Source organism: Flavobacterium sp. LK-23, from assembly GCF_058135255.1.
Window position 1 is genome coordinate 413,605 of record NZ_JBYUVT010000003.1, and the last position, 24,145, is coordinate 437,749.

A 24,145-nucleotide genomic window follows, 5' to 3' on the forward strand; every position below is an offset into this window, starting at 1 on the left:
CCTGTTACGGTTCAGCGACTGTAAAAGTAAATAATTCGAAGCGAAATTGTGGCATATTACGCAAAAAACCCATTCTAATTTATACTAGAATGGGTTTTTAATTTTTTATAACTTTAAAAGAAGTTAAGATTATGAGAACATATCTTTTACTTTTTCAAAAAACGATTTCTCTGATTTCTCTGGACTTGGAACAAAATGTTCGTCTGCCAAAGCATTTTCAAAGAATTGTTTTTGCTCTTTATTTAATGTTTTTGGAGTCCAAACGTTTACGTGAACTAATAAATCTCCGCTTCCGTAACCATTTAAACTTGGAATTCCTTTTCCTTTCAATCTTAAGATTTTTCCAGACTGAATTCCTTCTTCCAATTTAATACGAACTTTTCCGTTGATTGCTTCAATATCTTTTGAAGCTCCCAAAACTGCTTCAGGAAAACTAATGTATAAATCGAAATGGATGTTTTCTCCTTCACGCTTCAAGAATTCGTGCTCAACTTCTTCAATCGCGACAATTAAATCTCCTGGAATACTGTTTCCTGGAGCATCGTTACCTTTGTTAGCAACTTTTAACTGCATACCATCAACAACTCCCGCAGGAATTTTAATTGATACTGTTTCGTCTTCTTGAACCATTCCTTGAGCATCTGCCTCAGAAGGTTTTTTATCTAAAATCTGACCAGAACCACCACAAGTAGGACAAGTAGATGCAGATTGCATTCTTCCTAAAATGGTATTGGTTACACGCATTACTTGTCCTTGACCATTACAAGTCGTACAAGTTTTATACGTTACGCCTTTTGCCTGAACTTTACGTTTTACTTTTACTTTTTTCTCCACTCCATTTGCAATTTCTTCTAAAGTTAATTTCACTTTAATTCGAAGATTGCTTCCTTTCGCACGACGAGGGCCACCGCCTCCGCCTCCGAAACCGCCAAATCCGCCACCAAAAATATCACCAAACTGGCTGAAAATGTCATCCATATTCATACCGCCGTGGCCACCGCCAAATCCGCCAGAGCCATCAAATGCTTGATGACCATATTGATCGTATTTCGCTTTTTTCTGTGGATCACTTAAAACTTCATAAGCTTCTGCCGCCAATTTGAAGTTTTCTTCTGCCTCTTTGTCGCCTGGGTTTTTATCAGGGTGGTATTTAAGCGCGCTTTTTCTATACGCTTTTTTAATTTCGGCAGCATCAGCATTTTTTGAAATGCCTAGTATTTCGTAAAAATCTTTTTTCATAATTAGGTTTAAATTCCAAATTCTAAAATTCCAAAATCCAAAATTGGAGTCAGAATTTTTATTTGCTTTTTAGTTTCCAACTACAACTTTAGGGTAACGAATAATTTTGTCTCCTAATTTGTATCCTTTTTCAATAACATCAACAATTTTCCCTTTTAATTTATCAGACGGCGCTGGAATTTGGGTAATTGCTTCAGCAATATCAGCATTGAAAGCATCTCCTGCTTGAATTTCAACTTGCTCTAAACCTTTAGAAACTAAAGTACTTTTCAGTTTTTCGTGAATCAACTCAACACCTTTTTTCAAATTCTCATCCTCAGACTTGTTGATCTCTACTGCCGCTCTGTCAAAATCATCTAAAACCGGAAGCATAGCCAATAAAACCTCTTGATTTGCTGTTTTAAATAAATCAAGACGCTCTTTTGAAGTTCTTTTTTTGTAATTTTCAAATTCAGCAAATAATCTCAAAAACTTATCTTTTTCGTGAGCCAAGTCTTTAGCTAATTGCTCCTCAACACTTAATTCTTCAACAATTAACTGTTCTCCGTTGGCATTGTTCTCTAACGTTACATCGTCTAATTCCTGATCGAATTCTGTATTTTCCGTAGTCATATTACTTTTATTTTTAAAAATATTCTTAAACTTCATTTTTATTTCTTTCTGTTGGATTGCAAAAGTACTGCCAAATCTTATAAAATGTCAAATTGTCACTTTATTAATTATGAGACATTTAAAAAACGTATTTGCACAGAAAAAATTTATTATAATTTTAAGACTATTACGTTTTAGTTTATGTTATCTTTGAGACCAATAAATATAAATTATTACCACCAAAAATTGAATTTAAGGGTTGGCTTCGGCCTCTAAATAATTATTAATTCAAGTTTACCTTATATTAAAAAAAGCTTCGCCTATAGAGACGAAGCTTTTTTTTATGGTTTCTTCATCTTTAATGTATTCATGACAAAAGCTGAAAACGAAAAAAATTAGCGCAAAAAACGCTAAGTTTTTCGCTCTTAAGCTTTATAAAAATAAAGTTCGCAAAGCTTTGTATTGTATAAGCTTTGCGAACTTTGTGTTTTTTAAAGTATTCTAAGATAAAATCTTCGCGTTCTTTGCGGTAAAAAACTTTTTTTTTGCACGGGCGGAGGGATTCGAACCCCCATCAACGGTTTTGGAGACCGCTATTCTACCCTTGAACTACGCCCGTAACTTAAGGTTGGCAAATTAAAAGTTTTTTTTCTTCTCTGGCAACTATTTTAGGCAGAGATTTTAAAAGAAAAACCTTTGAATCTGCGGAATCTAAAGCAAAAACTTTTGTTCCAGATAGTTAACTTGATAAAGTTTTTTTCAATCCTTCGAAATCTACAGAAACCTGTTCTCCTGTCACTAAATTTTTAAGCGTATATGAGTTTGAATTAATCTCCTGATCACCAACTAATACTGCAAACGGAATCAAACGTTTGTCTGCATATTGAAATTGTTTTCCAACTTTTACACTATCAGGATACAATTCTACTTTTATATTTTCTTTTCTCAATTTCTGAATTGCCTGCGAAGCGTAAAGCGCTTCTTTGTCTCCAAAATTCAAAAACAGTGCTTTTGAAGTAGCTGCAACAGTTTCAGGGAATAATTGCAATTCCTCTAAAACCAAATAAATTCTATCTAATCCAAAAGAGATTCCGACACCACTCATATTTTTTAAACCAAAAATACCCGTCAAATCGTCGTATCTTCCGCCACCACCAATAGAACCCATGGCAACAGTTTTTGGAGCTGCAACTTCAAAAATAGCTCCTGTATAATAATTTAAACCACGAGCTAAAGTCACATCTAAATCTAAAATCGCAGTAAAAAGTCCTAATTCAGCAACATTGTCACATATAAACTTAAGCTCTTCAACGCCTTTCATACCTTCTTCAGAAGATGACAATAATTCTGAAAGCTGTGCAATTTTGTCTGCAAAAGTTCCAGAGAAACTAAAAAGTGGCTGTACTTTTACCAAAGCCTCCTCAGAAATTCCTTTTTCAATCATTTCTTTCTTTACGCCGTCTTCTCCAATTTTATCCAATTTATCAAGAGCAACCGTAAAATCGATTAATTTGTCTGAAGCGCCAATTACCTCAGCAATTCCAGATAAAATTTTTCTATTATTGATTTTAATTGTAACGCCTTCTAAACCTAAAGAAGTAAAAACTGTATCGTACAATTGAACTAACTCAACTTCTTGCCAAAGTGATTTTGAACCTACAACATCGGCATCACATTGAAAAAATTCTCTAAAACGTCCTTTTTGCGGATTATCTGCTCTCCAAACTGGCTGGATTTGGTATCTCTTAAAAGGAAATTCAATTTCACTTTGGTGCTGTACCACGTATCTTGCAAACGGAACTGTCAAATCGTAACGTAACGCTTTCTCAGAAATTTTTCCTGTAAATTTATTTAGCTCAATTCTTTGTTCTAAAGTAATTTTTTCAGCAGAATTTAATTGCAATTCTTCTATCGATTCTGGCAATTCAATTTTACTTTTATTGTAGAAAAAGTTACCTGAATTCAAGATTTTAAAAATCAGACGATCTCCTTCTTCTCCATATTTCCCCATTAAGGTATCTGAATTTTCAAACGAAGGCGTTTCGATTGGCTGAAAACCAAATTTCTCGAAATTAGCTTTTATAGTTTGAATAATATATTGACGTTTTGACACCTCTGCTGGTGAAAAATCTCTTGTTCCTTTTGGTATACTTGGTTTTGAAGCCATCTCTTTTATTTTAGATTTTAGATTTCTGATTTTAGATTATTTTCTAATCTTTATCTTCAAAAATCTTTAACATTAATTTCTTATTGATTTGGATTTTATTCAAAATCTCAAATCGTCTGCAAATATCTTACTTTTTAAAATAAATAATAACACTTCGAAAACAAACTTGTAACAAAAACCGTATTTTCGTGACAAATTGGTCATGATGCTAAAATTATTTAAAGAAAATATCCGAATTGCATTTGGTTCTATCAAAACACAATTGCTGCGAACTATTCTTACTGTTTTAATTATTGCCATCGGTATTACCGCTTTGGTTGGAATCTTGACTGTAGTTTCTGCGTTAGAAAACACAATTTCCAGCGATTTTGCTTCTATGGGAGCCAATACTTTTAACATCAATCAATACGAAAATAAAGTTCGAAACCGTGGCGGAAACGAACGCGAAGTCATCAATCCGATTATTTCCTATCCAGAAGCTGTGGCTTTCAAAAGCAAATACAAATACCCATTTACAGAAACCTCTCTATCTTTTACCGCAACTACAACTGCTGAAGTAAAATACTTGAGCGAAAAAACAGACCCAGAAATTACAATTGTGGGTGTAGACGAACATTTTATTACCAATTCTGGACTAGAAACTAGTTTAGGAAGAAGTTTTAACCAATTTGATATTGAAAACAATACTTACTCCTGTATTGTTGGTTCTGATTTTGAAAAAGGACTTTTGAAAGACGTTAATCCAATTGATAAAACCATCTCTATTCGAGGTGCACGATTTAAAGTAATTGGAGTTTTAAAAGAGAAAGGTTCTACGTTTGGCAACAGTCAGGATTTAAGAGTTCTAATTCCAATTCAAGTTGCGAGATCTTTATTTACTGCACCAAATATCAATTATACAATTAGTGTGATGGTTTCTAAGAAAGAAGTTTTAGACGAAGCCATAGACAATGCTACAAGTACCATGAGAAGAGTTCGTAAATTAAGTCCGGTTCGTGACAATAATTTTGGAATAGTTCGAAGCGATGATTTGATTAATCGTATCCTAAGCATAACTCAATATCTAGGATTGGCAGCGTGGACTATTTCTGTAATTACCATTTTAGGATCGTCTATTGCTTTAATGAATATTATGATTGTTTCGGTAACAGAACGTACACGCGAAATTGGTGTTCGTAAAGCATTAGGGGCAAAAAGATCAACAGTTGCTTTTCAGTTTTTTATTGAAACTTTATTAATCGGACAAATTGGTGGTTTAGTTGGAATCTTTCTTGGAATTCTTCTTGGTTTCGGAATAGCCACAGCTATGAGTTTTTCTTTTGTGATTCCGTGGATGGCTATTTTTGCCGCTTTTGCAACCAGTTTCTGCGTGGCAATAGTTTCTGGTTTGTATCCTGCTATTAAAGCATCAAAATTAGATCCTATTGAAGCATTGCGTTACGAATAAGTTTTTAGTCTCAGTCTCAGTTTTCAGTTAATGCTCTATGAAAACTGAGACTGAGACTGAAAACTTAAACACTTCCTTTAATCATTCGTTCATTATCATAAATATCTTTTCGAAGCTCTATACTTTTAAAATCCATACTTTCTAATAAATCGGTCATTTCTTTTCCAAGATATTGATTGATTTCGAAATATAATTTCCCTTTTTCTAGAAGGGCTTTTTTTGCCAGTAAGGCAATTTTTCTATAAAAAATCAAAGCATCGTGATCTTCAACAAAAAGAGCTAAATGCGGTTCGTAGTCCAAAACATTTTTTTTGATTTCTGCTTTTTCTAAATTTCGGACATACGGCGGATTGGAAACAATAATATCAAATTGACATCTCAACTCCTCTTCCTTTAAGATATCCTGCATAACAAAAGTTACATCTACATTATTTCTAACCGCATTTCTTTTCGCAGTTTCAATTGCTTTTTTCGAAACATCTATAGCAACAACCTCGGCATTTGGAAGGTTTTTAGCCAAAGAAATAGCAATACAGCCACTTCCTGTTCCAATATCCAGTATTTTTATTTTCTTAGATTTCTCTGGACTTGCATTTTCATTAATAATCCATTCTACCAATTCCTCAGTTTCTGGTCTCGGAATTAAAACATTCTCATTAACCTCAAAGTCCAAACCATAAAAATGTGTTTTTCCTAATAGATATTGAATAGGTACTTCTTTCTTCAAATGTTGCAAGATTTCATCCCATATCACAAAATCATTCTCATCAAATACCAACTCATGATTTAAAGCTAAATCAATCTGGCGAAGTTGGTGCTTATCTTCTAAAATCAAATAAAAAAAACTCTCAGCTTCGTACGCATCGTAAAAAGGAGATAATTCTTTAATAAACTGAGTACGATATTGTTTAATTTTCATTTTTATTTTTTGGGCATTTACATCAGTCAAAAACTGATATTTTATCTTTCAATAAGTCTTGCTACTTCAAATTTGTTACATTAAAATCACAATACTTTCAGCATCCATACCGGACAAGAATTGTGCCCAGTACATCCCATTGGAGTATCTAAATACTCAAAACCGGATTTTTTATAAAGCTTCTGCGCGGCATGCATAAATGGCATCGTTTCAATATAACATTTTTTGAAACCAAAAGCTCTTGCTTGTTCCAAACATTTATCCATCATTTGGGTTCCAATACCCAATCCTCTTGTTTTTGGAAGGAAATACATTTTCTGCAATTCACAAATTTCAGGATCTCCATTTTCTAAAGGCGCAATTCCAGCACAGCCTACAATTTCTCCATCATTTTCAACAACAAAATAGGCCGATTTCGTTTTACTATATTCCTCAAACATCAAATCCAAATAAGGATCTTCATATGCTGTCCCTACTTTTGGAATTTCCATTTCATCAAAAACAGATCTTATCAAACTTGCAACAGCTTGATTGTCTTCTTTTTTAATTGTCCTTATAAACCAATTTACCATTTTTTTATTCTAAATCATTATAAACACAAAGATAAATATACTTTTTTGATACCATTATAACTATCGGGATTGTTTCACAACTTAATCTTTTCGAGTTAGTGATAATCTTAAAATTAACTACTTTTGCACTGTGAATATACATGAAAAATACATACAACGCTGCATCGAACTGGCACAAAATGGACTTGGAACAACGTATCCGAATCCTATGGTTGGTAGTGTCATTGTTTATGAAGATAAGATTATTGGCGAAGGTTGGCATAAAAAAGCAGGTGAACCCCATGCCGAGGTAAATGCAGTTAAATCTGTAAAAGACAAATCGTTGTTAAAAAAAGCTACAATTTATGTAAGCTTGGAACCTTGCAGTCATTTTGGAAAAACTCCTCCTTGCTGTGATTTGATTATTGCAAATGAAATTCCGAATGTTGTGGTCGGTACAGTTGATCCTAACGAAAAAGTAGCCGGAAGGGGTATTTTAAAATTAATCGAAGCGGGAGCGAATGTTACTGTTGGAGTTTTAGAAGAGGAATGCAACGAACTGAATAAACGCTTTTTTACGTTTCATCAAAAAAAGAGACCGTATATTATTTTAAAATGGGCCGAAAGTCAGGACGGATTTTTAGCTCCAGAAAAAGAAATTGATCAGGCGCGCAAGCCAATTTGGATTACAAACCAATATTCAAGACAATTGGTTCACAAATGGCGAACTGAAGAACAGGCAATTTTGGTTGGAACACAAACCGTTGTTGATGACAATCCAAAATTAAATGCTCGAGATTGGAACGGTAACAATCCCGTTCGAGTGGTTATTGATCAAAATAATAGAATTGATGAAAACAGTTTTATTTTTGATGATTCTGTAAAAACTTTTATTTTTTCTAAAGATTCGAAACCATCAAAAGAAAACACTCAATTTGAAGTAATTGATTTTGATAAAAATATTCTCCCTCAGATTTTGGATGTTTTATTTCAAAATCAAATTCAATCTATAATAATTGAAGGCGGAAGACAAACGCTTCAATCATTTATTGATAAAAATCTTTGGGATGAAGCGAGAATTTTTGTTGGAAAGACAAGTTTTCTAAACGGAACAAAAGCTCCAATTATTACAAGAAAAAACATCACAAAGACCAACATATTAAGTGACGAACTAATACAAATTAGAAATCATGATTAATGCGATAATTTTTGACTTTGGAGATATTTTTATCAATTTAGATAAGCCTGCCACAATTTCTGGTTTGCAAAAACTAGGAATGAAAGAATGGAATAATGAATTCGATCAATTAAATCTTTCTTTTGAAGTTGGAGCTATTTCACCAGAAGATTTTGTTGGAGGTTTTCAAAAACAACTGCCAAATGCTTCTAAAGAAGATATTCTGAGAGCTTGGAATGCAGTTTTAGCAGATTTTCCTTTTTATCGTTTAGAGTTTCTGCAGGAGTTATCAAAAAAATACCGCTTGTTTTTATTGAGTAATACCGATTCTATTCACATTAATACATTTGAAGAAAAAAGCGGAATTTCTTTTTACAAAGATTTTTATGCTTGTTTCGAAAAAGTATATTTTTCGTTTGATATAGGAATGAGAAAACCAGATCCGAAAATCTATCAATTTGTATTGGACCAAAATAATCTAGTTGCAGCAAACACTTTGTTTGTTGATGATAAAACAGAAAACACCGACAGCGCCGCAGCTTTAGGAATTAAAGTCTGGAATCTTCAAGTTGGAAAAGAAGATGTTGTAGATTTATTCGACAAAGGATTATTATAAACATTTATTTATCATAAAATATTTTGTCACAGATTAAAAAGATTCCAACAGATTTTCTTTAAAAAACAAAAAAGAAATCTTTTTTAATCCTTTTCATCTGTGGCAAAAAAACATTTTTAAAGCATAACAATTGGAAATTAACGATACTTATCAAACTATTGCATCTGCATCTGAAGAAATACTGTTTAAAGAAAAAGGCAGTAAATTCTTTGGTTATGCTTTTCCGATAGATCATGAAGACGAAGTAAAACCAATTATCGAAGATCTTAAAAAACAACATCCCCATGCCGTGCATTATTGCTACGCTTATCAAATTGGTGTTGGAAATAAAATCTCGTATCGTGCCAACGACGATGGAGAACCAAGCAATACAGCTGGAGCTCCAATTTACGGACAAATACAATCTTTTGACTTAACGAACGTTCTAGTAGTAGTCGTTCGTATTTTTGGCGGAGTAAAATTAGGCGTTGGCGGATTGATTTCTGCCTATCGAACAACTGCACAACAGACTTTGGAAGTTTGTGAAATCGTTGAAAAGACAATTGATGTTGAATTTTTAATTTCTTTTGATTACAAAAACATGAATAAAGTAATGCGAGTGATCAAAGAAAAGAAATTAGAAATCACTTCTCAGGAAATGGAAATGGATGAAATTTCTGGACTGCCAATTGGCAAAATTGGGACAAAAACACGAAAAAAAAATGCCGAAACAGTGTTCAGCATTTTTGATTTAATGTTCGAAATTGATATTAAAATTATATAATTTAACACCAAAATGAAGGCTATTTTAACACTTTTCATCAAGTGCTTTGAATATGTCTAAAATGTATTCTGGAGGAGCTGTTGGACGACCCGTTTTTAACGCTACAAATACTAAAATAAATGTCGCAGTTGTTAATAACTCATTAGCCTCATTGTAAATTGCGCAGTCAAATTCGATCTTCACAGAAGAGTGACTTTTGAAAGTTGTATGAATTGTCAAAAGTTCGTCGTATCTCGCCGATTTTTTGTAATTGATGTTCATGTTGACAATTGGAAGACCAATACCGCTTTCTTCCATGCTTTTATACGAAACCCCTTTATTTCTAAGCCATTCCACGCGTCCAATTTCAAAATAAGGAACATAATTACCGTGATAAACGACTCCCATTTGGTCAGTTTCTGAGTAACGAACTCGTACTTGAGTCTGATGATTTTTCATTTATAAAATATTAAAAAAATTCGAATTTAAAAAGCCGTATTACAACTTTTTTTTATAAAATTAGATACCAAAATATTTTTTTTTACAGAAATTTGTTCACATATTTGTTATCCCGAAATACGGAATAAAATTGCTCCTATTTTATTAGGAGAATCTTTATAACAATAATAAAAATTTATCTGAATCTATGACTAAAACTGCTCAATCGGTATGGGAAAACTGTTTGTCCTTTATAAAGGATAATATTCAAGACCAAGCATATAAAACTTGGTTCGAACCAATCAAATCAGTTGAGCTAACCGATAACGCATTATACATTCAGGTTCCAAGTAAATTTTTCTACGAATGGCTCGAAGAGCATTACGTAAAATTATTGAAAGTTGCGCTTACCAAAGAACTGGGAAAAAACGCAAAGTTACTCTATAAAATTAAAATGGAGAACACTTATGGCAATAAACAGCCGTTTACCGAGCAGCTGCCAAGTGCCAACAGAGTGCCAATGAAACCGCAAGAGGTTGATGCTCCGTTTAAAAACTTAAATCCTGAACTAAAAAATCCGTTTGTAATTCCTGGAATTAGAAATTTAAAAATTGAGTCTCAGTTAAATCCGAACTACAGTTTTGACAATTTCTTAGAAGGAGATTCCAACCGTTTGGCTCGTTCTGCAGGTATGGCTGTTGCCAACAAACCTGGAGGAACTTCATTTAATCCGTTATTGATTTTTGGAGGAGTTGGTTTAGGAAAAACGCACTTAGCGCATGCTATAGGTGTAGAAGTAAAAGATAAATATCCAGAAAAGACCGTTTTATATATTTCTGCTGAGATTTTTACACAGCAATACATTGATTCTGTAAAAAAGAATAATCGTAATGATTTCATTCACTTTTACCAATTAATTGATGTTTTAATTATTGACGACGTTCAGTTCTTATCTGGAAAATCAGGAACACAAGATGTATTCTTCCATATTTTCAACTATTTACATCAAAACGGAAAACAAGTAATCTTAACTTCAGATAAAGCTCCTGTTGATATGCAGGATATCGAACAAAGATTATTATCTCGTTTTAAATGGGGATTATCTGCAGAGTTGCATCAGCCTGATTACGAAACTCGTATCTCGATCTTAAAAAACATTTTATATCGTGATGGTGTTGAGATGCCTGAAGATATTTTAGAATATGTTGCTCGAAACATAAAATCGAATGTTAGAGAATTGGAAGGGGCAATTATTTCGTTGATCGCTCAATCTTCTTTCAATAAAAAAGAAGTTACGATTGAACTGGCTAAAAGTGTTGTAGAGAAATTTGTTAAAAACGTAAAGAGAGAAATCTCAATCGATTATATTCAAAAAATCGTTTCAGATTATTTCCAATTAGATATTGAAACACTTCAGTCTAAAACTCGAAAGAGGCACGTTGTACAAGCAAGGCAACTAGCGATGTTCTTTGCTAAAAAATTCACAAAAGCTTCTTTGGCAAATATTGGTTCACAAATTGGAGACCGCGATCACGCAACTGTTCTTCATGCTTGCAAAACAGTCGATAATTTAGTTTCTACAGACAAACAATTTAAAAAGTTTGTTGAAGACATCAATAAAAAACTAACGCTTTAAGACGTACCATGCCTGTAAAGATCCTAATGGTTTGTTTAGGGAATATCTGCAGATCTCCTTTAGCAGAAGGAATTTTAGCTTCTAAACTTCCCGAAGATAAATTTTTAGTCGATTCGGCTGGAACAGGTTCTTGGCATATTGGCCATTGTCCTGACAAACGTTCTATCGAAGTTGCCAAAAAAAACGGAATCCATATCGGCGAACAAAAAGGGAGACAAATTCAAGTTTCTGATTTTGACAAATTCGATTATATCTATGTAATGGATAATTCTAATTTTCGCGATGTACTCCATTTAGCCAAAACTCCAGAACACAGAAACAAAGTTCGTTTGATTTTAAACGATTTATTTCCAAACGAAAATGTCGATGTTCCAGATCCATATTACGGTTCAGCAAATGGCTTTGACAATGTTTATCAAATGCTAGACGAAGTAACCGATCTTATTGCAGATCAATTACTTAAAAAACACTCCTAATTCGATTCAATTGTTTCTAAAAAAGAAATAATTGAATTTTTTAATTTTAAAGAAAAACACATGAAACTTCTCGGAAAATTATATTTAATTCCAACTACAATGGGCGAAAGCGATCCGATGGATGTTTTACCACAAACAGTAAGAAGAACGATAGAAGTTATTGACCATTATATTGTAGAAAACGACAAAACGGCAAGAAAATCTATAAAAGCAGTTTATCCAGAAAAAAAACAATCTGAACTGGTTCTTTTTACTTTAAACAAAAGAACAGAAGCAAGCGAGCATAATGATTTCATAAAACCTTTGTTGGAAGGAAAAAATATGGGATTAATGAGCGAAGCCGGCTGTCCTGGAGTTGCAGATCCTGGGGCTGCAATTGTAAAATTAGCTCACGAAAAAGGAATTCAAGTTGTACCTTTAGTAGGTCCTTCTTCTATCCTACTGGCCATGATGGCTTCTGGAATGAACGGTCAGAGCTTTACTTTCAACGGATATTTACCAATTGACAAAGACGAAAAAAAATCGGCAATTCGTCATTTTGAGAAATTATCTTATGATAAAAATCAATCGCAACTATTCATTGAAACTCCGTACAGAAACAACAAACTGATTGAAGATCTTCTACAGATTTTAAGTCCTGCAACTCATCTTTGTATTGCTGCAGATATAACACTTCCAACAGAATTCATCAAAACATTGAAAGTTGCGGATTGGAAAAAGTTAAAAGTCGACTTAGATAAACGTCCTGCGATTTTTATTATTCATAAAATGTAAGCCAACATTTAAATCTCGTTATCATGAAAAAGTCTTTATTTTTGATTTTATTCTGTTTTGCACTAAATGTATTTTCTCAACACAAAGAACTTAAGAAATCCCCAGATGATTTACGAGACAATCTAAAAAATTACAAAGAGGAAGAAATAATTCTTGATGAAAATCATATCTATAATACTGCTGGATTAGAAATTCTTCCAAGCTTTCCTGGAGGCAGAGTAAAATTTAATCATTTTATAGATGAAAATTATAAAAAGTCAAACAAAAGACCAACTCTTCAAGGAAAAGTCTTTGCAACTTTTGTAATTGAGAAAGATGGCTCACTAAGCGATATAAAAATAATGAGAGATATTGGATCTTGGTCAGGAGATGAACTTATACGTGTTCTAAAATTATCTCCTAAATGGAAAGCCGGAAAACAAAATGGAAAAGAAGTCAGAACTTTATATTCAATTGTGGTACCAGTACAAATTTAAAGCGTACTAATACTCAAAGTTCTCCCCTAATCAAACTTCACACTATGAGCAAACTTCCAAACATAACCACAAGCATATTCACGGTAATGTCAAAAATGGCGGCCGAGTACAATGCAATCAATCTTTCGCAGGGATTTCCAAATTTTCCTGTAGATGAAAGATTAACAGATATTGTTGCCCGATTAGCAAAGGAAAACGTTCACCAATATACACCAATGGCAGGTTATCCGCCGTTGATGAACAAAATTGCGGCGTTAACCCAGAGTTCTTATAACAGAACAATTAATCCTGACACAGAACTTTTGGTTACCGCTGGAGCTACACAGGGAATTTTCACTACTATTTTAGCTTTAGTAAAAGAAAACGATGAAGTAATTATTCTCGATCCGAGTTATGATTCTTATGAGTCTCCAGTTTTACTTTGCAAAGCCAAACCCGTTCGAGTAGCGCTGAATGACGATTATACTCCAAATTGGGAAAGAATTGAAAAAGCGTGTTCTGCAAAAACCAGAATGATGATTATCAATAATCCGCATAATCCGACGGGAAAAATTTTAACCGAAAATGATTTCATTCAATTAAAAAATCTTCTCGAAAAACATCCGGATATTATCATTTTATCTGATGAAGTTTACGAATATATTACTTTCGAAGAGAAACATATTTCTGCACATACAAAAGATTTCCTTTTAGATCGTTGTGTGATGGTTTCTTCTTTTGGGAAATCATTTCACATAACAGGATGGAAGATTGGATATACCATTGCTCCAGAACATTTAATGAAAGAGATTAAAAAAGTACATCAATTTTTAGTTTTTAGTGTAAACAGCATTTCGCAGTTTGCTATAAGCGAATATCTTGATGTTGTTGATGTTAATCTTCTTGGAAAATTCTATCAAGAAAAAAGAGATTACTTTCAGAAACTGCTTCAAAACAGCCGTTTCGAATTGAAAGCTTGCGAAGGAACTTATTTTCAAGTTGCTTCTTATACTAACATTTCAGACGAAGACGATGTTACTTTCTGCAAAAATCTTATTACTAAACACGGAGTTGCTGCAATTCCTATTTCAACCTTCTATTCAGATCATAAAGATCAAAAATTAATTCGTTTTTGTTTCGCAAAGGATGACTTCACATTAGAGTCTGCAACAAAAAAATTATCTGAAATATAATTTTTTTCAAAATTTTATAACATTATTATGCATGCATCCTATTTTATTTAACTAATATTGCAAAAAAAGAAAAAAGTATGAGCTACACAGATAAGATGTTACGTGATGATGCTTTACAAGGCAAAGTCATTGTCGTTACAGGCGGCGGAAGCGGTTTAGGTAAAGCTATGACCAAATATTTTCTCGAATTAGGAGCTCAAGTAGCCATAACTTCTAGAGATCTAGAAAAGTTAAAAACTACGGCTGCCGAACTGGAAAGTCAAACGGGAGGTAAATGTCTTCCTCTTCAATGTGATGTTCGTCATTATGAAGAAGTAGAAAATATGCTTCAGGAAACTTTAAAAGCTTTCGGTAAAGTAGATGTTCTTTTAAATAATGCTGCAGGAAATTTCATTTCTCCAACAGAAAGATTATCTGCAAATGCATTTGACACTGTGATAGATATCGTACTTAAAGGTTCTAAAAACTGTACGTTGGCTTTTGGAAAACACTGGATCGACACGAAACAAACTTCTGCTACGATTTTAAATATTGTTACAACTTACGCTTGGACAGGATCTGCTTATGTTGTTCCTAGTGCTACAGCAAAAGCGGGAGTTTTGGCCATGACAAGAAGTCTTGCAGTAGAATGGGCTAAATACGGAATCCGTTCTAACGCTATTGCTCCAGGACCATTTCCAACAAAAGGAGCTTGGGACAGATTATTACCAGGAGATCTTTCTGAGAAATTTGACATGGCGAAAAAAGTGCCATTAAAAAGAGTTGGAGATCACCAAGAATTGGCCAATTTAGCGGCTTATTTAGTTTCTGATTTTTCATCTTATATCAACGGAGATGTAATTACAATTGATGGAGGCGAATGGTTAAAAGGCGCTGGACAGTTCAACTTGTTAGAAGCAATTCCAGAAGAACTTTGGGATCAGCTTGAAATGATGATTAAAGCAAAAAAGAATAAATAATTACAAGTGCTTACTAAATTCAGAATATTTTTTTAAACTATACTGATTGCACGAAATCCCGAAGGTTTACTTTCGGGATTTTTTTTATATTTTTTGCCATATAAGTAATATAATTTCAGTTAAGTAACATTTTGTTTAAACATTTTCTAGCTTAATTTTACTTACATTACTTATATGGTTAAATTACATTAAATGTTTAGCGATTCAGTTAAATTATTATTTTTGCGAAACAAATATCAAACAAAAATTTTATGCTCATTATTGGAATTGCAGGAGGAACAGGAAGTGGAAAAACAACAGTAGTACACCAAATCATGAACGAATTGCCACATACAGAAGTTGGGGTAATTTCTCAAGATTCTTATTATAAACAAACTGATAATTTATCGTTTGACGAAAGAGCATTAATCAACTTTGATCACCCAAGAGCAATTGATTTCGAATTATTGGTTAAGCATTTAAAAGCGCTAAAAGCAGGTGAAACAATTGACCAACCTGTTTATTCTTTTATTCAGCATAACAGAACAGACGATACCGTTTCGACACATCCTAGAAAAGTAATGATTGTAGAGGGAATTTTAATTTTGACAAATCCAGAATTAAGAGAGCTTTTCGACATCAAAATATACGTTCATGCAGATTCTGACGAAAGATTAATTCGTCGTTTAAAAAGAGATATTTCGGAGCGTGGACGTGATATAGACGAGGTTTTAAACCGCTACCAAACTACTTTGAAGCCTATGCATGAGCAATTTATAGAACCTTCTAAAGCTTTTGCAGACATTATTATCCCGAATGACAAATACAATACGGTAGCAATAGATGTAGTTCGCGCTGTAATTAATCAGAGAATTTCATAATTTTTATCGTAAATTTAAACCATAATAATTAGGAGCTGATTCCCGCTATTCGTTATAAACGGAGTTCACTGAACTCCAATGAAAATAAAAATTAAGTGAAGTAATCTTTTGTGCCGAACCCCGGCACAAAAGGATTTTCACTACTATCGGGGCTAAAGACAACACTCAAATTCAAAAGAAATATTCGTTTAAAAATGAAATTTAAAATTCCATACAAAGACAGAAAATGGTTCAAATACCTGGGAAACAAATACGTTTGGGTTTTGCTATTTTTTATTGTTTGGATGTTATTTCTAGACAATTACTCCTATTTTGATCATCGCTTTTTAGATGAGCAAATTCATGAACTTGAGGATAATAAAAAGTATTATCAGGACGAGATCAAAAAAGATCAAGAGCAGATTAAACAGCTCAAAAACCCTGAACAAATTGAAAAATATGCTCGCGAAAAGTATTTCATGAAAAAAGACAGTGAGGATATTTATATCATTCAATTTGAAGGAGACACGATTCAAGAAAAAGAATAATCAAATAAAATACAATGGCCACTAACCTATTCGACGATTTTAATCCGATTTCATCCAAACAATGGAAACAAAAAATTCAGTTTGAATTAGATGGAGCCGATTACAATCAAACTGTTATTTGGAATTCGCCAGAAGATATTCAGGTAAAACCTTTTTATCATAGCGATGAATTTACAAAAGCAGCAAATGTAAATACTCAAGCCTCAGATTTTAAGATCTGCCAGAATATCTTTGTTTTCGATGTAGAAAAATCTATCGAACGTGCTTTGAATACTTTAGAAAGAGGCGCAGAAAGTCTTCGTTTTACAATTGAAAATGACAAAATTGACGTTCAAAAACTATTGGGAAATCTTCCTTTAGAAAACAAAACGGTTTACTTTAATTTCAATTTTACCTCAATCGATTTCGTTAAAAAATTAGATACTATTTCAATCCAGAAAAAAGCTAAATTCTATTGCAATTTTGATCCAATCGGACAATTAGCAAGAGAAGGAAATTGGTTTACAACTTCTGAGAAAAATAATTTCGACACTGTAGATCTACTCTTTAAAAACACGACCCATTTAAATCTGCTAAGTGTAGATTTAGGATTGTATCAAAATTCTGGAGCTAATATTACGCAGCAAATTGCTTATAGTTTAGCGCATGCAAACGAATATTTAAATCGTTTCTCTGATACTGCAAAATCTATTGTTTTTCAGGTTTCTGTTGGAACAAATTATTTCTTTGAAATTGCTAAACTTCGCGCGCTTCGAATGCTTTTCGATTTAATTGCTAAAGAATATAATCCAGAAATAAAATGTCATTTCTTGGTAACTCCAACTAAACGAAACAAAACAATTTACGATTACAACGTAAATATGCTTCGCACCACAACCGAATGCATGTCGGCAATTTTGGGAGGAGCCGATGCAATTGCCAATTTACCTTATGATGCATTGTACCATAAAGACAATGAATTTGGAGACCGAATTTCCAGAAATCAGCTTTTGATTTTAAAACACGAAAGTTATTTTGATAAAGTAGACAATCCAGCCGATGGAAGTTATTATATCGAAAGTTTGACTATGCAATTGGCTGAGAAAAGTTTAGCGTTATTTAAAGAAATTGAAGCTAATGGAGGTTTCTTGAAACTTTTAAATGATGGAACAATCAAAAAGAAAATTCAGGAAAGCGCCAACAAAGAGCAGGAATTATTCGATTCTAAAAAAGAAATTCTTTTAGGAACTAATAAATATCCCAACAAAGAAGACCGAATGAAACAGGATTTAGAATTGTTCCCTTTTGTCAAAATAAAACCAAGAAAAACATTAATTACGCCAATTATTGAAAAAAGATTGGCTGAGAAAATGGAGCAAGAAAGATTGGAGCTTGAATAATAATCTCAACCGTAATTAATTACAAATTCAAAAAAACAAGTGTCTCAATGATTAGAAAAGACCTTAAAAATATAAAGCTAGAAGTTAAAAGTCAGAAACCAGAAGTTAATTCTAGTTCTGACAACTTTACGACTGCCGAAGGAATCGAAATCAAAAAAAAATATTCGGAGAAAGATATCGAAGAATTGGAATTTCTTGATTTCGGAGCTGGTTTTGCACCCAATTTACGCGGACCATACGCAACCATGTATGTAAGACGTCCGTGGACGATTCGCCAGTATGCGGGATTTTCTACCGCAGAAGAAAGTAATGCTTTTTACAGAAAAAATTTAGCTGCAGGACAAAAGGGACTTTCCATTGCTTTTGATTTACCAACGCATCGCGGTTACGATTCAGATCACGAAAGAGTTGTTGGTGATGTTGGAAAAGCAGGTGTTGCAATTGATTCTGTTGAAGACATGAAAGTGCTTTTCGATCAGATTCCGTTAGACGAAATGTCGGTTTCTATGACCATGAACGGGGCTGTTTTACCTATTATGGCTTTTTATATCGTTGCTGCAGAAGAACAAGGCGTTAGTCCAGAAAAACTGGCAGGAACAATTCAAAACGATATTTTAAAGGAGTTTATGGTTAGAAATACCTATATCTACCCTCCGACTCCTTCAATGAAAATAATCGCAGATATTTTTGAATTTACGAGCAAGAAAATGCCAAAATTCAATTCTATTTCCATTTCTGGCTACCATATGCAAGAAGCTGGTGCAACGGCCGATATTGAATTGGCTTATACTTTGGCTGATGGTTTAGAGTACATCAGAACTGGATTATCAACTGGAATGACGATTGACGATTTTGCTCCAAGACTATCTTTCTTCTGGGCAATCGGCATGAATCATTTTATGGAAATTGCCAAAATGAGAGCTGGCCGCATGATCTGGGCTAAATTATTAAAACAGTTCAATCCAAAAAGCGATAAATCTTTAGCCTTAAGAACACACTGCCAAACTAGTGGATGGAGTTTAACAGAACAAGATCCGTTTAATAATGTGGCGAGAACTTGTATAGAAGCTTCTGCAGCGGTTTTTGGAGGAACACAATCTTTGCATACCAATGCTTTAGATGAAGCTATCGCGCTTCCAACAGATTTTTCTGCAAGAATTGCTAGAAATACTCAAATATTTCTTCAAGAAGAAACCAAAATTACTAAAACAGTAGATCCTTGGGCTGGAAGTTATTATGTTGAAAGTCTGACAAACGATATTGTTGAAAAAACGTGGAAGCTAATTGAAGAAGTTGAAGAACTTGGCGGAATGACAAAAGCGATCGAAGCTGGAATTCCGAAACTTCGAATTGAAGAAGCCGCAGCAAGAAAACAAGCAAGAATTGACAGCGGACAAGATATTATTGTTGGCGTAAATAAATATCGTTTAGAAAAAGAAGATCCATTAGACATCCTAGATGTAGACAATCAATTGGTTCGTAAACAGCAAATTGAACGTCTGGAAGAAATAAAAAGAACCAGAGATTCTGAAAAAGTAAATCAATCACTAGAAAAATTAATCCTTTGTGCACAAACTGGACAAGGCAACTTACTGGAAATTGCTGTTGAAGCTGCGAGAAACAGAGCAACATTAGGCGAAATTAGTAATGCATTGGAAACCATTTTTGGCCGTTTTAAAGCACAAATCAAATCTTTTAGCGGAGTGTATAGTGCAGCAATAAAAAATGACGAAAATTTTGAGCGAGCAAAACAACTAGCAGATGTTTTTGCTAAACAAGAAGGTAGACGTCCTAGAATTATGATTGCCAAAATGGGACAAGACGGTCACGACCGAGGTGCAAAAGTAGTTGCAACAGGTTATGCCGATGTAGGTTTTGATGTAGATATAGGTCCGTTATTTCAAACTCCTTCAGAAGCAGCAAAACAGGCGGTAGAAAATGATGTTCATATTTTGGGTGTTTCATCTCTTGCTGCTGGACATAAAACTTTGGTTCCACAAGTAATAGAAGAACTAAAAAAACATGGACGCGAAGATATAATGGTAATTGTGGGCGGTGTAATTCCGTCTCAGGACTATCAATTCTTGTTTGATGCTGGGGCATCGGCCGTTTTTGGGCCTGGAACTAAAATAAGCGAAGCGGCTATAAAAATCTTAGAAGCTTTAATAGATTAAGTTCTCAGTCTCAGTTTTCAGTTATGAATGATGTGGAATAAAGTTGAGGATTGAGATTTACGACTCATGAAAGAGAATAAAAAATAGAAAAAGAGGTTGTTTCACAAATGTGAAACAACCTCTTTTAATTTAGTCGTTTACTGTTGCGTTACTATCTGCCTCTATAAAAGAAAGATCGTAACCTGCAAAATCTCTCATGTAGCTTTTCAAAGAAGTCCCGAAAGCATCTCTAAAATGTCTGCTTCCTTTGTTCTTGAAAAAATTCTTTACAGAACCTGCACCACCTAAATGCGCTGCTGCTAAAATTCCAGATTCGGTAATTTCAATACCACTGATGATTTTACCTTGATACTTTTCGATTTCGTAACGTAAAATCCATTTGTTTTTGGCTAACAAAGCTATAAAAGCTTTTTCTTGTAGAGCAGGATCTTTTAAAAAGGCTTTATTATCATTAATTCCGATTGCTCTTAAAGCTTTAGAACCAAATTGATATTTACCCATATAACCAAGAGAATTTACTAGTCTGTATTGCCCTTGTGATTCTTTAAAAGCTACTGCCTCTTTAAATCCTATTAGATGATTTCCTGTGTATGGGACATTGGTGTTGGGATAATCATCCTTTTCTTTTGATGGAAAAATATATTCTGATCCATCTGTTTTTTCAATTAAAAACCAAGGTTTGGTTTCTTTTTCTGAGGGAATAAATCCCAAACTTAAAAATGTAATAATAACGACTAAACTCGCATAAAAATACCATTTCTTTATCATAAATTGTTTTTCTTCAAGACGCTGTCACCCTCTTGAAATTTCTACGGTGCAAAGATAAGTTATTTCAAAAATATACTAAAAACCAATGCTTTAGCGTTTTTTACGTAAAACCGTAAATCGCGATCATCCCAGTTATGATAATGGTTTCCGAAAGATTTGAGGCTTATTTTTTTGAGCTTAAAAATTGAAAAATGAGGCCAAAAAAAATCGTATTTTATATAAATTTTAAGCTTTTTTAGCAAAAAAGAAAGAATTATCTTACGTTAAAATGGTGATTTTTTATACAAATCTTGAAAAGCAATTTTCGAATTTTATAAAATTCTTCATTAATAAATGTTTATTTTTTTATTATGATAAACTTAAAAATCGTCAAAATAGCAATTTGATAAATTTTAGTTCTAAAGGACATTTTCACTTCAAAAAGAAAACAAAAAAACCGAAGCAAAATTGGCTTCGGTTTTTTAATATTATTAAGACAAACAAAATTATCTTGTTACGCCCTGACTGGCGATCCAGTCTGAATATTTTTTTGCGTTTACATTGTGTTCTGCCAATGTCGCCGCAAACTCGTGATATCCGAAACGGTCAACACTTGCACAGAAATAAATATAATCGTTCTTTTCTGGGTTTAAAACCGCTTCTAAAGCTGTAATATCTGGCATTGCAATTGGTCCTGGAGGAAGTCCTTTGTTTACGTAAGTATTGTATGGAGATCTCATAACTAAATCATTATAAAAAACTCTTTTAATAACTTGATCAAAGTCGTTATCTCTCAATTTTAAAGCATAAATAACTGTTGGATCTGCTTGTAATGGCATTTCTAAACGCAAACGGTTTAAATAAACACCAGCAATACGAGGTCTTTCGTCTTTTTTAACGGACTCTTTATGTACAATTGATGCTAAAATTGTGGCTTGAACTGGGGTTAATCCTTGCGCTTTTGCTTTAGCGATTCTATCAGCTGTCCAGAAATTATTATATTCTTTAATCATTTTATCACGGAACTTCTCTGCCGATGTATTCCAATAAATTTCATACGTATTTGGAATAAACATTGCAAAGACGTTTTCTTCATTAAATCCGTTTGCGGCTAAAAATGTAGAATCTTTTATAGCTTTCATTAAGGATAAACTGTCAGCTTCGATTTCTTTGCCGATTCTTCCAGCAAAGTTTTCTAAACGTTCTTGGTTATTAAAAACTAACTTAACCGGAATATTAGAACGCATTGCACGAACTAGATCGATGTTGTTCATATCCTTCTTTAAAAGAAAACGACCCGATTTTACATTTTGCGGATAATCTCTTTTTTCAGCAACCATTTCAAAGTTGTCAAAATTCTTAATATAAGGTGCTAATATTTTCTTTACATCGGCATAACTAGCATCTGTAGGCACGTAAACATATACTTCTTTCTCTTCAAATTTAGTATTAGAACTAAAAATTTTACTTACTAAAATAAAACCATATATCAATAGAACTGAAATAATGGCTACGGCACTTATTGTGATTATTTTCTTTAGACTCAAAGCTTAAAATTTAAATTTGTTTATTAATTAACTGATAAATTGCTTCATCATGATAGTGGTTATGATACAAAATCCAGTCTTTTTTGATTCCGATTTTCTTAAAACCAAATTTAGTAAAAAGTGCAAGACTGGCTACATTTTGTACACCAATATTTGCATACAATTGATGGAGATTTAAATTGTAAAAAGAATACTTAATTAAAAGCTCTAAAGCCTCAGAACCAATATTTTTTCCCTGATTTTCTTCTTTCTGAATGACAATACCAATCCCTGCCCTATTATTTCTAGGATCAAAATCAAACAAATCAATCAATCCGATAGCAGGAAAATCTTCGTCTTGACAGATTGCCAAACGAAGCTGTTTTGCTTCATAAATATCTTGATGAGCATTTTCTAAATATTGTTTAATCAAAAAACGGCTATAAGGAGTTTGTGTATTGCTAACTTCCCAGATATTTTCATCATTTTCTATAGAGTAAATAAACTCGAGATCTTGAGGTTCAAGAGCACGTAGATAAATGGAATCGCCTTTTAATGTTATCATCTCGATATTTCAGATTTTAGATTGCAGATTTTAGATTTTAAAATCTCAATTGGAATTTGGGATTTTAAAAATTGGTATTTATAAATTAAATCTCAATTGTACCTTTGAATACAAATTTTGCAGGTCCTGTTAAGAAAACATTGGTATAACCATCATTATCTTTATCAAAAGAAACGACAAGTTTTCCGCCTTCAACATTTAAGTTTATTGAAGTTTTATCTGTTTCGCCAATTGCATTCATAGCAATTGCAACGGCTGTAGCGCCAGTTCCACAGGCAAGAGTTTCATCTTCAACGCCTCTTTCGTATGTTCTTAAAGAAAAAGTATCGTTATCTACTTTTTTTACAAAATTGACATTACTGCCTTTTTCTCCGTACAATTCACCATAACGAATCGCGGCTCCGTTCTCCTTTACATTATAATGTTCCAAATCATCCACAATCTGAACATGATGAGGAGAACCTGTATTTAGGAACGTATAAGAATCTTTTTTTTGGATTTCATTAACATCTATCATTTGTAAAGAAACAATGGAGTCGGCATTTACAGAAGCATGATGCAAACCATCTGTTGCGATAAAAGTCGTTTTATCATCAATTACTCCCAATTGATTAGCGAAAGCAACAAGACAACGACCTCCATTTCCACACATCGAACTTTGGTTTCCATCCGAGTTGTAATAGACCATTCTAAAATCGGTTTCGGTATCATTTTCTAAAAGGATTAATCCGTCAGCTCCAATTCCGAAACGTCTGTCGCACAGACGCTCAATAAGTTTAACATCATCTTTTGGAAAGAAATTAGAACGGTTATCAATCATTACAAAATCATTTCCTGTGCCTTGATATTTATAAAATTCTACTTGCATTTTTTAGTTGTTAGAGATACAAAAGTACGAACTATTAATTAATGAAATGTTAATCATTGTTAAAGAGCGTTAAACCGTTTTTCCAAATAATTTTTTGAAGTAATTTTACGTTAAATAAA

General features: G+C 33.2%; 24 protein-coding genes and 1 tRNA gene. 14 read left to right on the forward strand and 11 right to left on the reverse strand.

The annotated features are described in order from the left end of the window. Nucleotides 1–129 precede the first annotated feature (129 nt). From dnaJ to hisS, 4 genes are all read right to left on the reverse strand, one after another. Complete coding sequence (gene dnaJ / locus AC3Y25_RS07455; RefSeq protein ID WP_095931836.1) at nucleotides 130–1,239, reverse strand: molecular chaperone DnaJ; 1,110 nt, start codon at nucleotides 1,237–1,239, stop codon at nucleotides 130–132. A gap of 69 nt (nucleotides 1,240–1,308) precedes the next feature. Further along, nucleotides 1,309–1,887 (reverse strand): nucleotide exchange factor GrpE, encoded by a 579-nt coding sequence (locus AC3Y25_RS07460; RefSeq protein ID WP_379797042.1) that lies wholly within the window; start codon nucleotides 1,885–1,887, stop codon nucleotides 1,309–1,311. A 491-nt stretch (nucleotides 1,888–2,378) separates the two neighbouring features. Then, nucleotides 2,379–2,449: transfer RNA gene (locus AC3Y25_RS07465), tRNA-Trp, on the reverse strand. A gap of 120 nt (nucleotides 2,450–2,569) precedes the next feature. After that, the gene (hisS, locus tag AC3Y25_RS07470) at nucleotides 2,570–3,997 is read right to left on the reverse strand and encodes a histidine--tRNA ligase (RefSeq protein WP_489902297.1); all 1,428 of its coding nucleotides are present in this window, start codon (nucleotides 3,995–3,997) and stop codon (nucleotides 2,570–2,572) included. 202 nt (nucleotides 3,998–4,199) lie between these two features. Between hisS and AC3Y25_RS07475 the strand changes: the two genes are divergently transcribed. Beyond that, nucleotides 4,200–5,444: an ABC transporter permease gene (locus tag AC3Y25_RS07475; RefSeq protein ID WP_489902298.1), complete on the forward strand. Its 1,245-nt coding sequence runs from the start codon at nucleotides 4,200–4,202 to the stop codon at nucleotides 5,442–5,444. A 64-nt stretch (nucleotides 5,445–5,508) separates the two neighbouring features. Here the strand turns inward: AC3Y25_RS07475 and prmC are convergent, their stop codons facing one another. Next, nucleotides 5,509–6,363 (reverse strand): peptide chain release factor N(5)-glutamine methyltransferase, encoded by an 855-nt coding sequence (prmC, locus tag AC3Y25_RS07480; protein WP_489902299.1) that lies wholly within the window; start codon nucleotides 6,361–6,363, stop codon nucleotides 5,509–5,511. 86 nt (nucleotides 6,364–6,449) lie between these two features. Further along, nucleotides 6,450–6,935 carry a GNAT family N-acetyltransferase gene (locus AC3Y25_RS07485; RefSeq protein WP_489902300.1) on the reverse strand — a complete coding sequence of 162 codons (486 nt, stop codon included), beginning with the start codon at nucleotides 6,933–6,935 and terminating at the stop codon, nucleotides 6,450–6,452. A 130-nt stretch (nucleotides 6,936–7,065) separates the two neighbouring features. On the opposite strand from AC3Y25_RS07485, the gene ribD reads away from it, so the two are divergent. The 3 genes from ribD to AC3Y25_RS07500 all read left to right on the forward strand — a co-directional run bounded on the left by ribD (nucleotide 7,066) and on the right by AC3Y25_RS07500 (nucleotide 9,470). Next, a complete protein-coding gene (ribD, locus tag AC3Y25_RS07490; RefSeq protein ID WP_489902301.1) occupies nucleotides 7,066–8,112 on the forward strand; it encodes a bifunctional diaminohydroxyphosphoribosylaminopyrimidine deaminase/5-amino-6-(5-phosphoribosylamino)uracil reductase RibD in 1,047 nt (348 codons plus the stop codon). Continuing rightward, a complete protein-coding gene (locus tag AC3Y25_RS07495) occupies nucleotides 8,105–8,707 on the forward strand; it encodes an HAD family hydrolase (RefSeq protein WP_489902302.1) in 603 nt (200 codons plus the stop codon). The genes ribD and AC3Y25_RS07495 overlap by 8 nt, the downstream gene beginning before the upstream one ends. A 130-nt stretch (nucleotides 8,708–8,837) precedes the next feature. Beyond that, nucleotides 8,838–9,470 (forward strand): IMPACT family protein, encoded by a 633-nt coding sequence (locus AC3Y25_RS07500; RefSeq protein ID WP_489902303.1) that lies wholly within the window; start codon nucleotides 8,838–8,840, stop codon nucleotides 9,468–9,470. Nucleotides 9,471–9,494: 24 nt separating this feature from the next. Here the strand turns inward: AC3Y25_RS07500 and AC3Y25_RS07505 are convergent, their stop codons facing one another. After that, on the reverse strand, nucleotides 9,495–9,908 hold the full coding sequence (locus AC3Y25_RS07505; RefSeq protein ID WP_250837157.1) for an acyl-CoA thioesterase: 414 nt from the start codon (nucleotides 9,906–9,908) through the stop codon (nucleotides 9,495–9,497). Between the two features lie 187 nt (nucleotides 9,909–10,095). Here AC3Y25_RS07505 and dnaA point away from each other — a divergent pair, with 187 nt between their 5' ends. From dnaA to scpA, 10 genes are all read left to right on the forward strand, one after another. Next, nucleotides 10,096–11,523 carry a chromosomal replication initiator protein DnaA gene (dnaA, locus tag AC3Y25_RS07510; RefSeq protein WP_095931847.1) on the forward strand — a complete coding sequence of 476 codons (1,428 nt, stop codon included), beginning with the start codon at nucleotides 10,096–10,098 and terminating at the stop codon, nucleotides 11,521–11,523. Nucleotides 11,524–11,531: 8 nt separating this feature from the next. Continuing rightward, nucleotides 11,532–11,999 carry a low molecular weight protein-tyrosine-phosphatase gene (locus tag AC3Y25_RS07515; protein ID WP_250837158.1) on the forward strand — a complete coding sequence of 156 codons (468 nt, stop codon included), beginning with the start codon at nucleotides 11,532–11,534 and terminating at the stop codon, nucleotides 11,997–11,999. Between the two features lie 60 nt (nucleotides 12,000–12,059). Beyond that, nucleotides 12,060–12,773, forward strand: coding sequence for an SAM-dependent methyltransferase (locus tag AC3Y25_RS07520; RefSeq protein WP_489902304.1), 714 nt, complete (start codon nucleotides 12,060–12,062; stop codon nucleotides 12,771–12,773). A gap of 23 nt (nucleotides 12,774–12,796) precedes the next feature. Beyond that, nucleotides 12,797–13,249, forward strand: coding sequence for an energy transducer TonB (locus tag AC3Y25_RS07525; RefSeq protein WP_489902305.1), 453 nt, complete (start codon nucleotides 12,797–12,799; stop codon nucleotides 13,247–13,249). A 44-nt stretch (nucleotides 13,250–13,293) separates the two neighbouring features. Then, nucleotides 13,294–14,421, forward strand: a complete 1,128-nt coding sequence (locus AC3Y25_RS07530; RefSeq protein WP_489902306.1) for a methionine aminotransferase — start codon at nucleotides 13,294–13,296, stop codon at nucleotides 14,419–14,421. 77 nt (nucleotides 14,422–14,498) lie between these two features. Further along, a complete protein-coding gene (locus tag AC3Y25_RS07535) occupies nucleotides 14,499–15,380 on the forward strand; it encodes an SDR family oxidoreductase (RefSeq protein ID WP_172426967.1) in 882 nt (293 codons plus the stop codon). A gap of 251 nt (nucleotides 15,381–15,631) precedes the next feature. Next, nucleotides 15,632–16,240 carry a uridine kinase gene (gene udk / locus AC3Y25_RS07540; protein WP_489902307.1) on the forward strand — a complete coding sequence of 203 codons (609 nt, stop codon included), beginning with the start codon at nucleotides 15,632–15,634 and terminating at the stop codon, nucleotides 16,238–16,240. Nucleotides 16,241–16,434: 194 nt separating this feature from the next. After that, a complete protein-coding gene (locus AC3Y25_RS07545) occupies nucleotides 16,435–16,767 on the forward strand; it encodes an FtsB family cell division protein (RefSeq protein ID WP_095931869.1) in 333 nt (110 codons plus the stop codon). A 14-nt stretch (nucleotides 16,768–16,781) separates the two neighbouring features. Next, a complete protein-coding gene (locus AC3Y25_RS07550; RefSeq protein ID WP_489902308.1) occupies nucleotides 16,782–18,146 on the forward strand; it encodes a methylmalonyl-CoA mutase subunit beta in 1,365 nt (454 codons plus the stop codon). Nucleotides 18,147–18,193: 47 nt separating this feature from the next. Continuing rightward, the gene (gene scpA, locus AC3Y25_RS07555) at nucleotides 18,194–20,320 is read left to right on the forward strand and encodes a methylmalonyl-CoA mutase (protein ID WP_489902309.1); all 2,127 of its coding nucleotides are present in this window, start codon (nucleotides 18,194–18,196) and stop codon (nucleotides 20,318–20,320) included. Nucleotides 20,321–20,449: 129 nt separating this feature from the next. Here the strand turns inward: scpA and AC3Y25_RS07560 are convergent, their stop codons facing one another. The 4 genes from AC3Y25_RS07560 to dapF all read right to left on the reverse strand — a co-directional run bounded on the left by AC3Y25_RS07560 (nucleotide 20,450) and on the right by dapF (nucleotide 24,026). Continuing rightward, the gene (locus AC3Y25_RS07560; RefSeq protein WP_095931871.1) at nucleotides 20,450–21,088 is read right to left on the reverse strand and encodes a peptidoglycan-binding protein LysM; all 639 of its coding nucleotides are present in this window, start codon (nucleotides 21,086–21,088) and stop codon (nucleotides 20,450–20,452) included. A gap of 485 nt (nucleotides 21,089–21,573) precedes the next feature. Then, a complete protein-coding gene (gene mltG / locus AC3Y25_RS07565; RefSeq protein ID WP_250837167.1) occupies nucleotides 21,574–22,614 on the reverse strand; it encodes an endolytic transglycosylase MltG in 1,041 nt (346 codons plus the stop codon). A gap of 10 nt (nucleotides 22,615–22,624) precedes the next feature. After that, nucleotides 22,625–23,158, reverse strand: a complete 534-nt coding sequence (locus AC3Y25_RS07570) for a GNAT family N-acetyltransferase (RefSeq protein ID WP_095931873.1) — start codon at nucleotides 23,156–23,158, stop codon at nucleotides 22,625–22,627. 85 nt (nucleotides 23,159–23,243) lie between these two features. Next, nucleotides 23,244–24,026 (reverse strand): diaminopimelate epimerase, encoded by a 783-nt coding sequence (gene dapF, locus AC3Y25_RS07575; RefSeq protein WP_489902310.1) that lies wholly within the window; start codon nucleotides 24,024–24,026, stop codon nucleotides 23,244–23,246. Nucleotides 24,027–24,145: the final 119 nt, after the last annotated feature.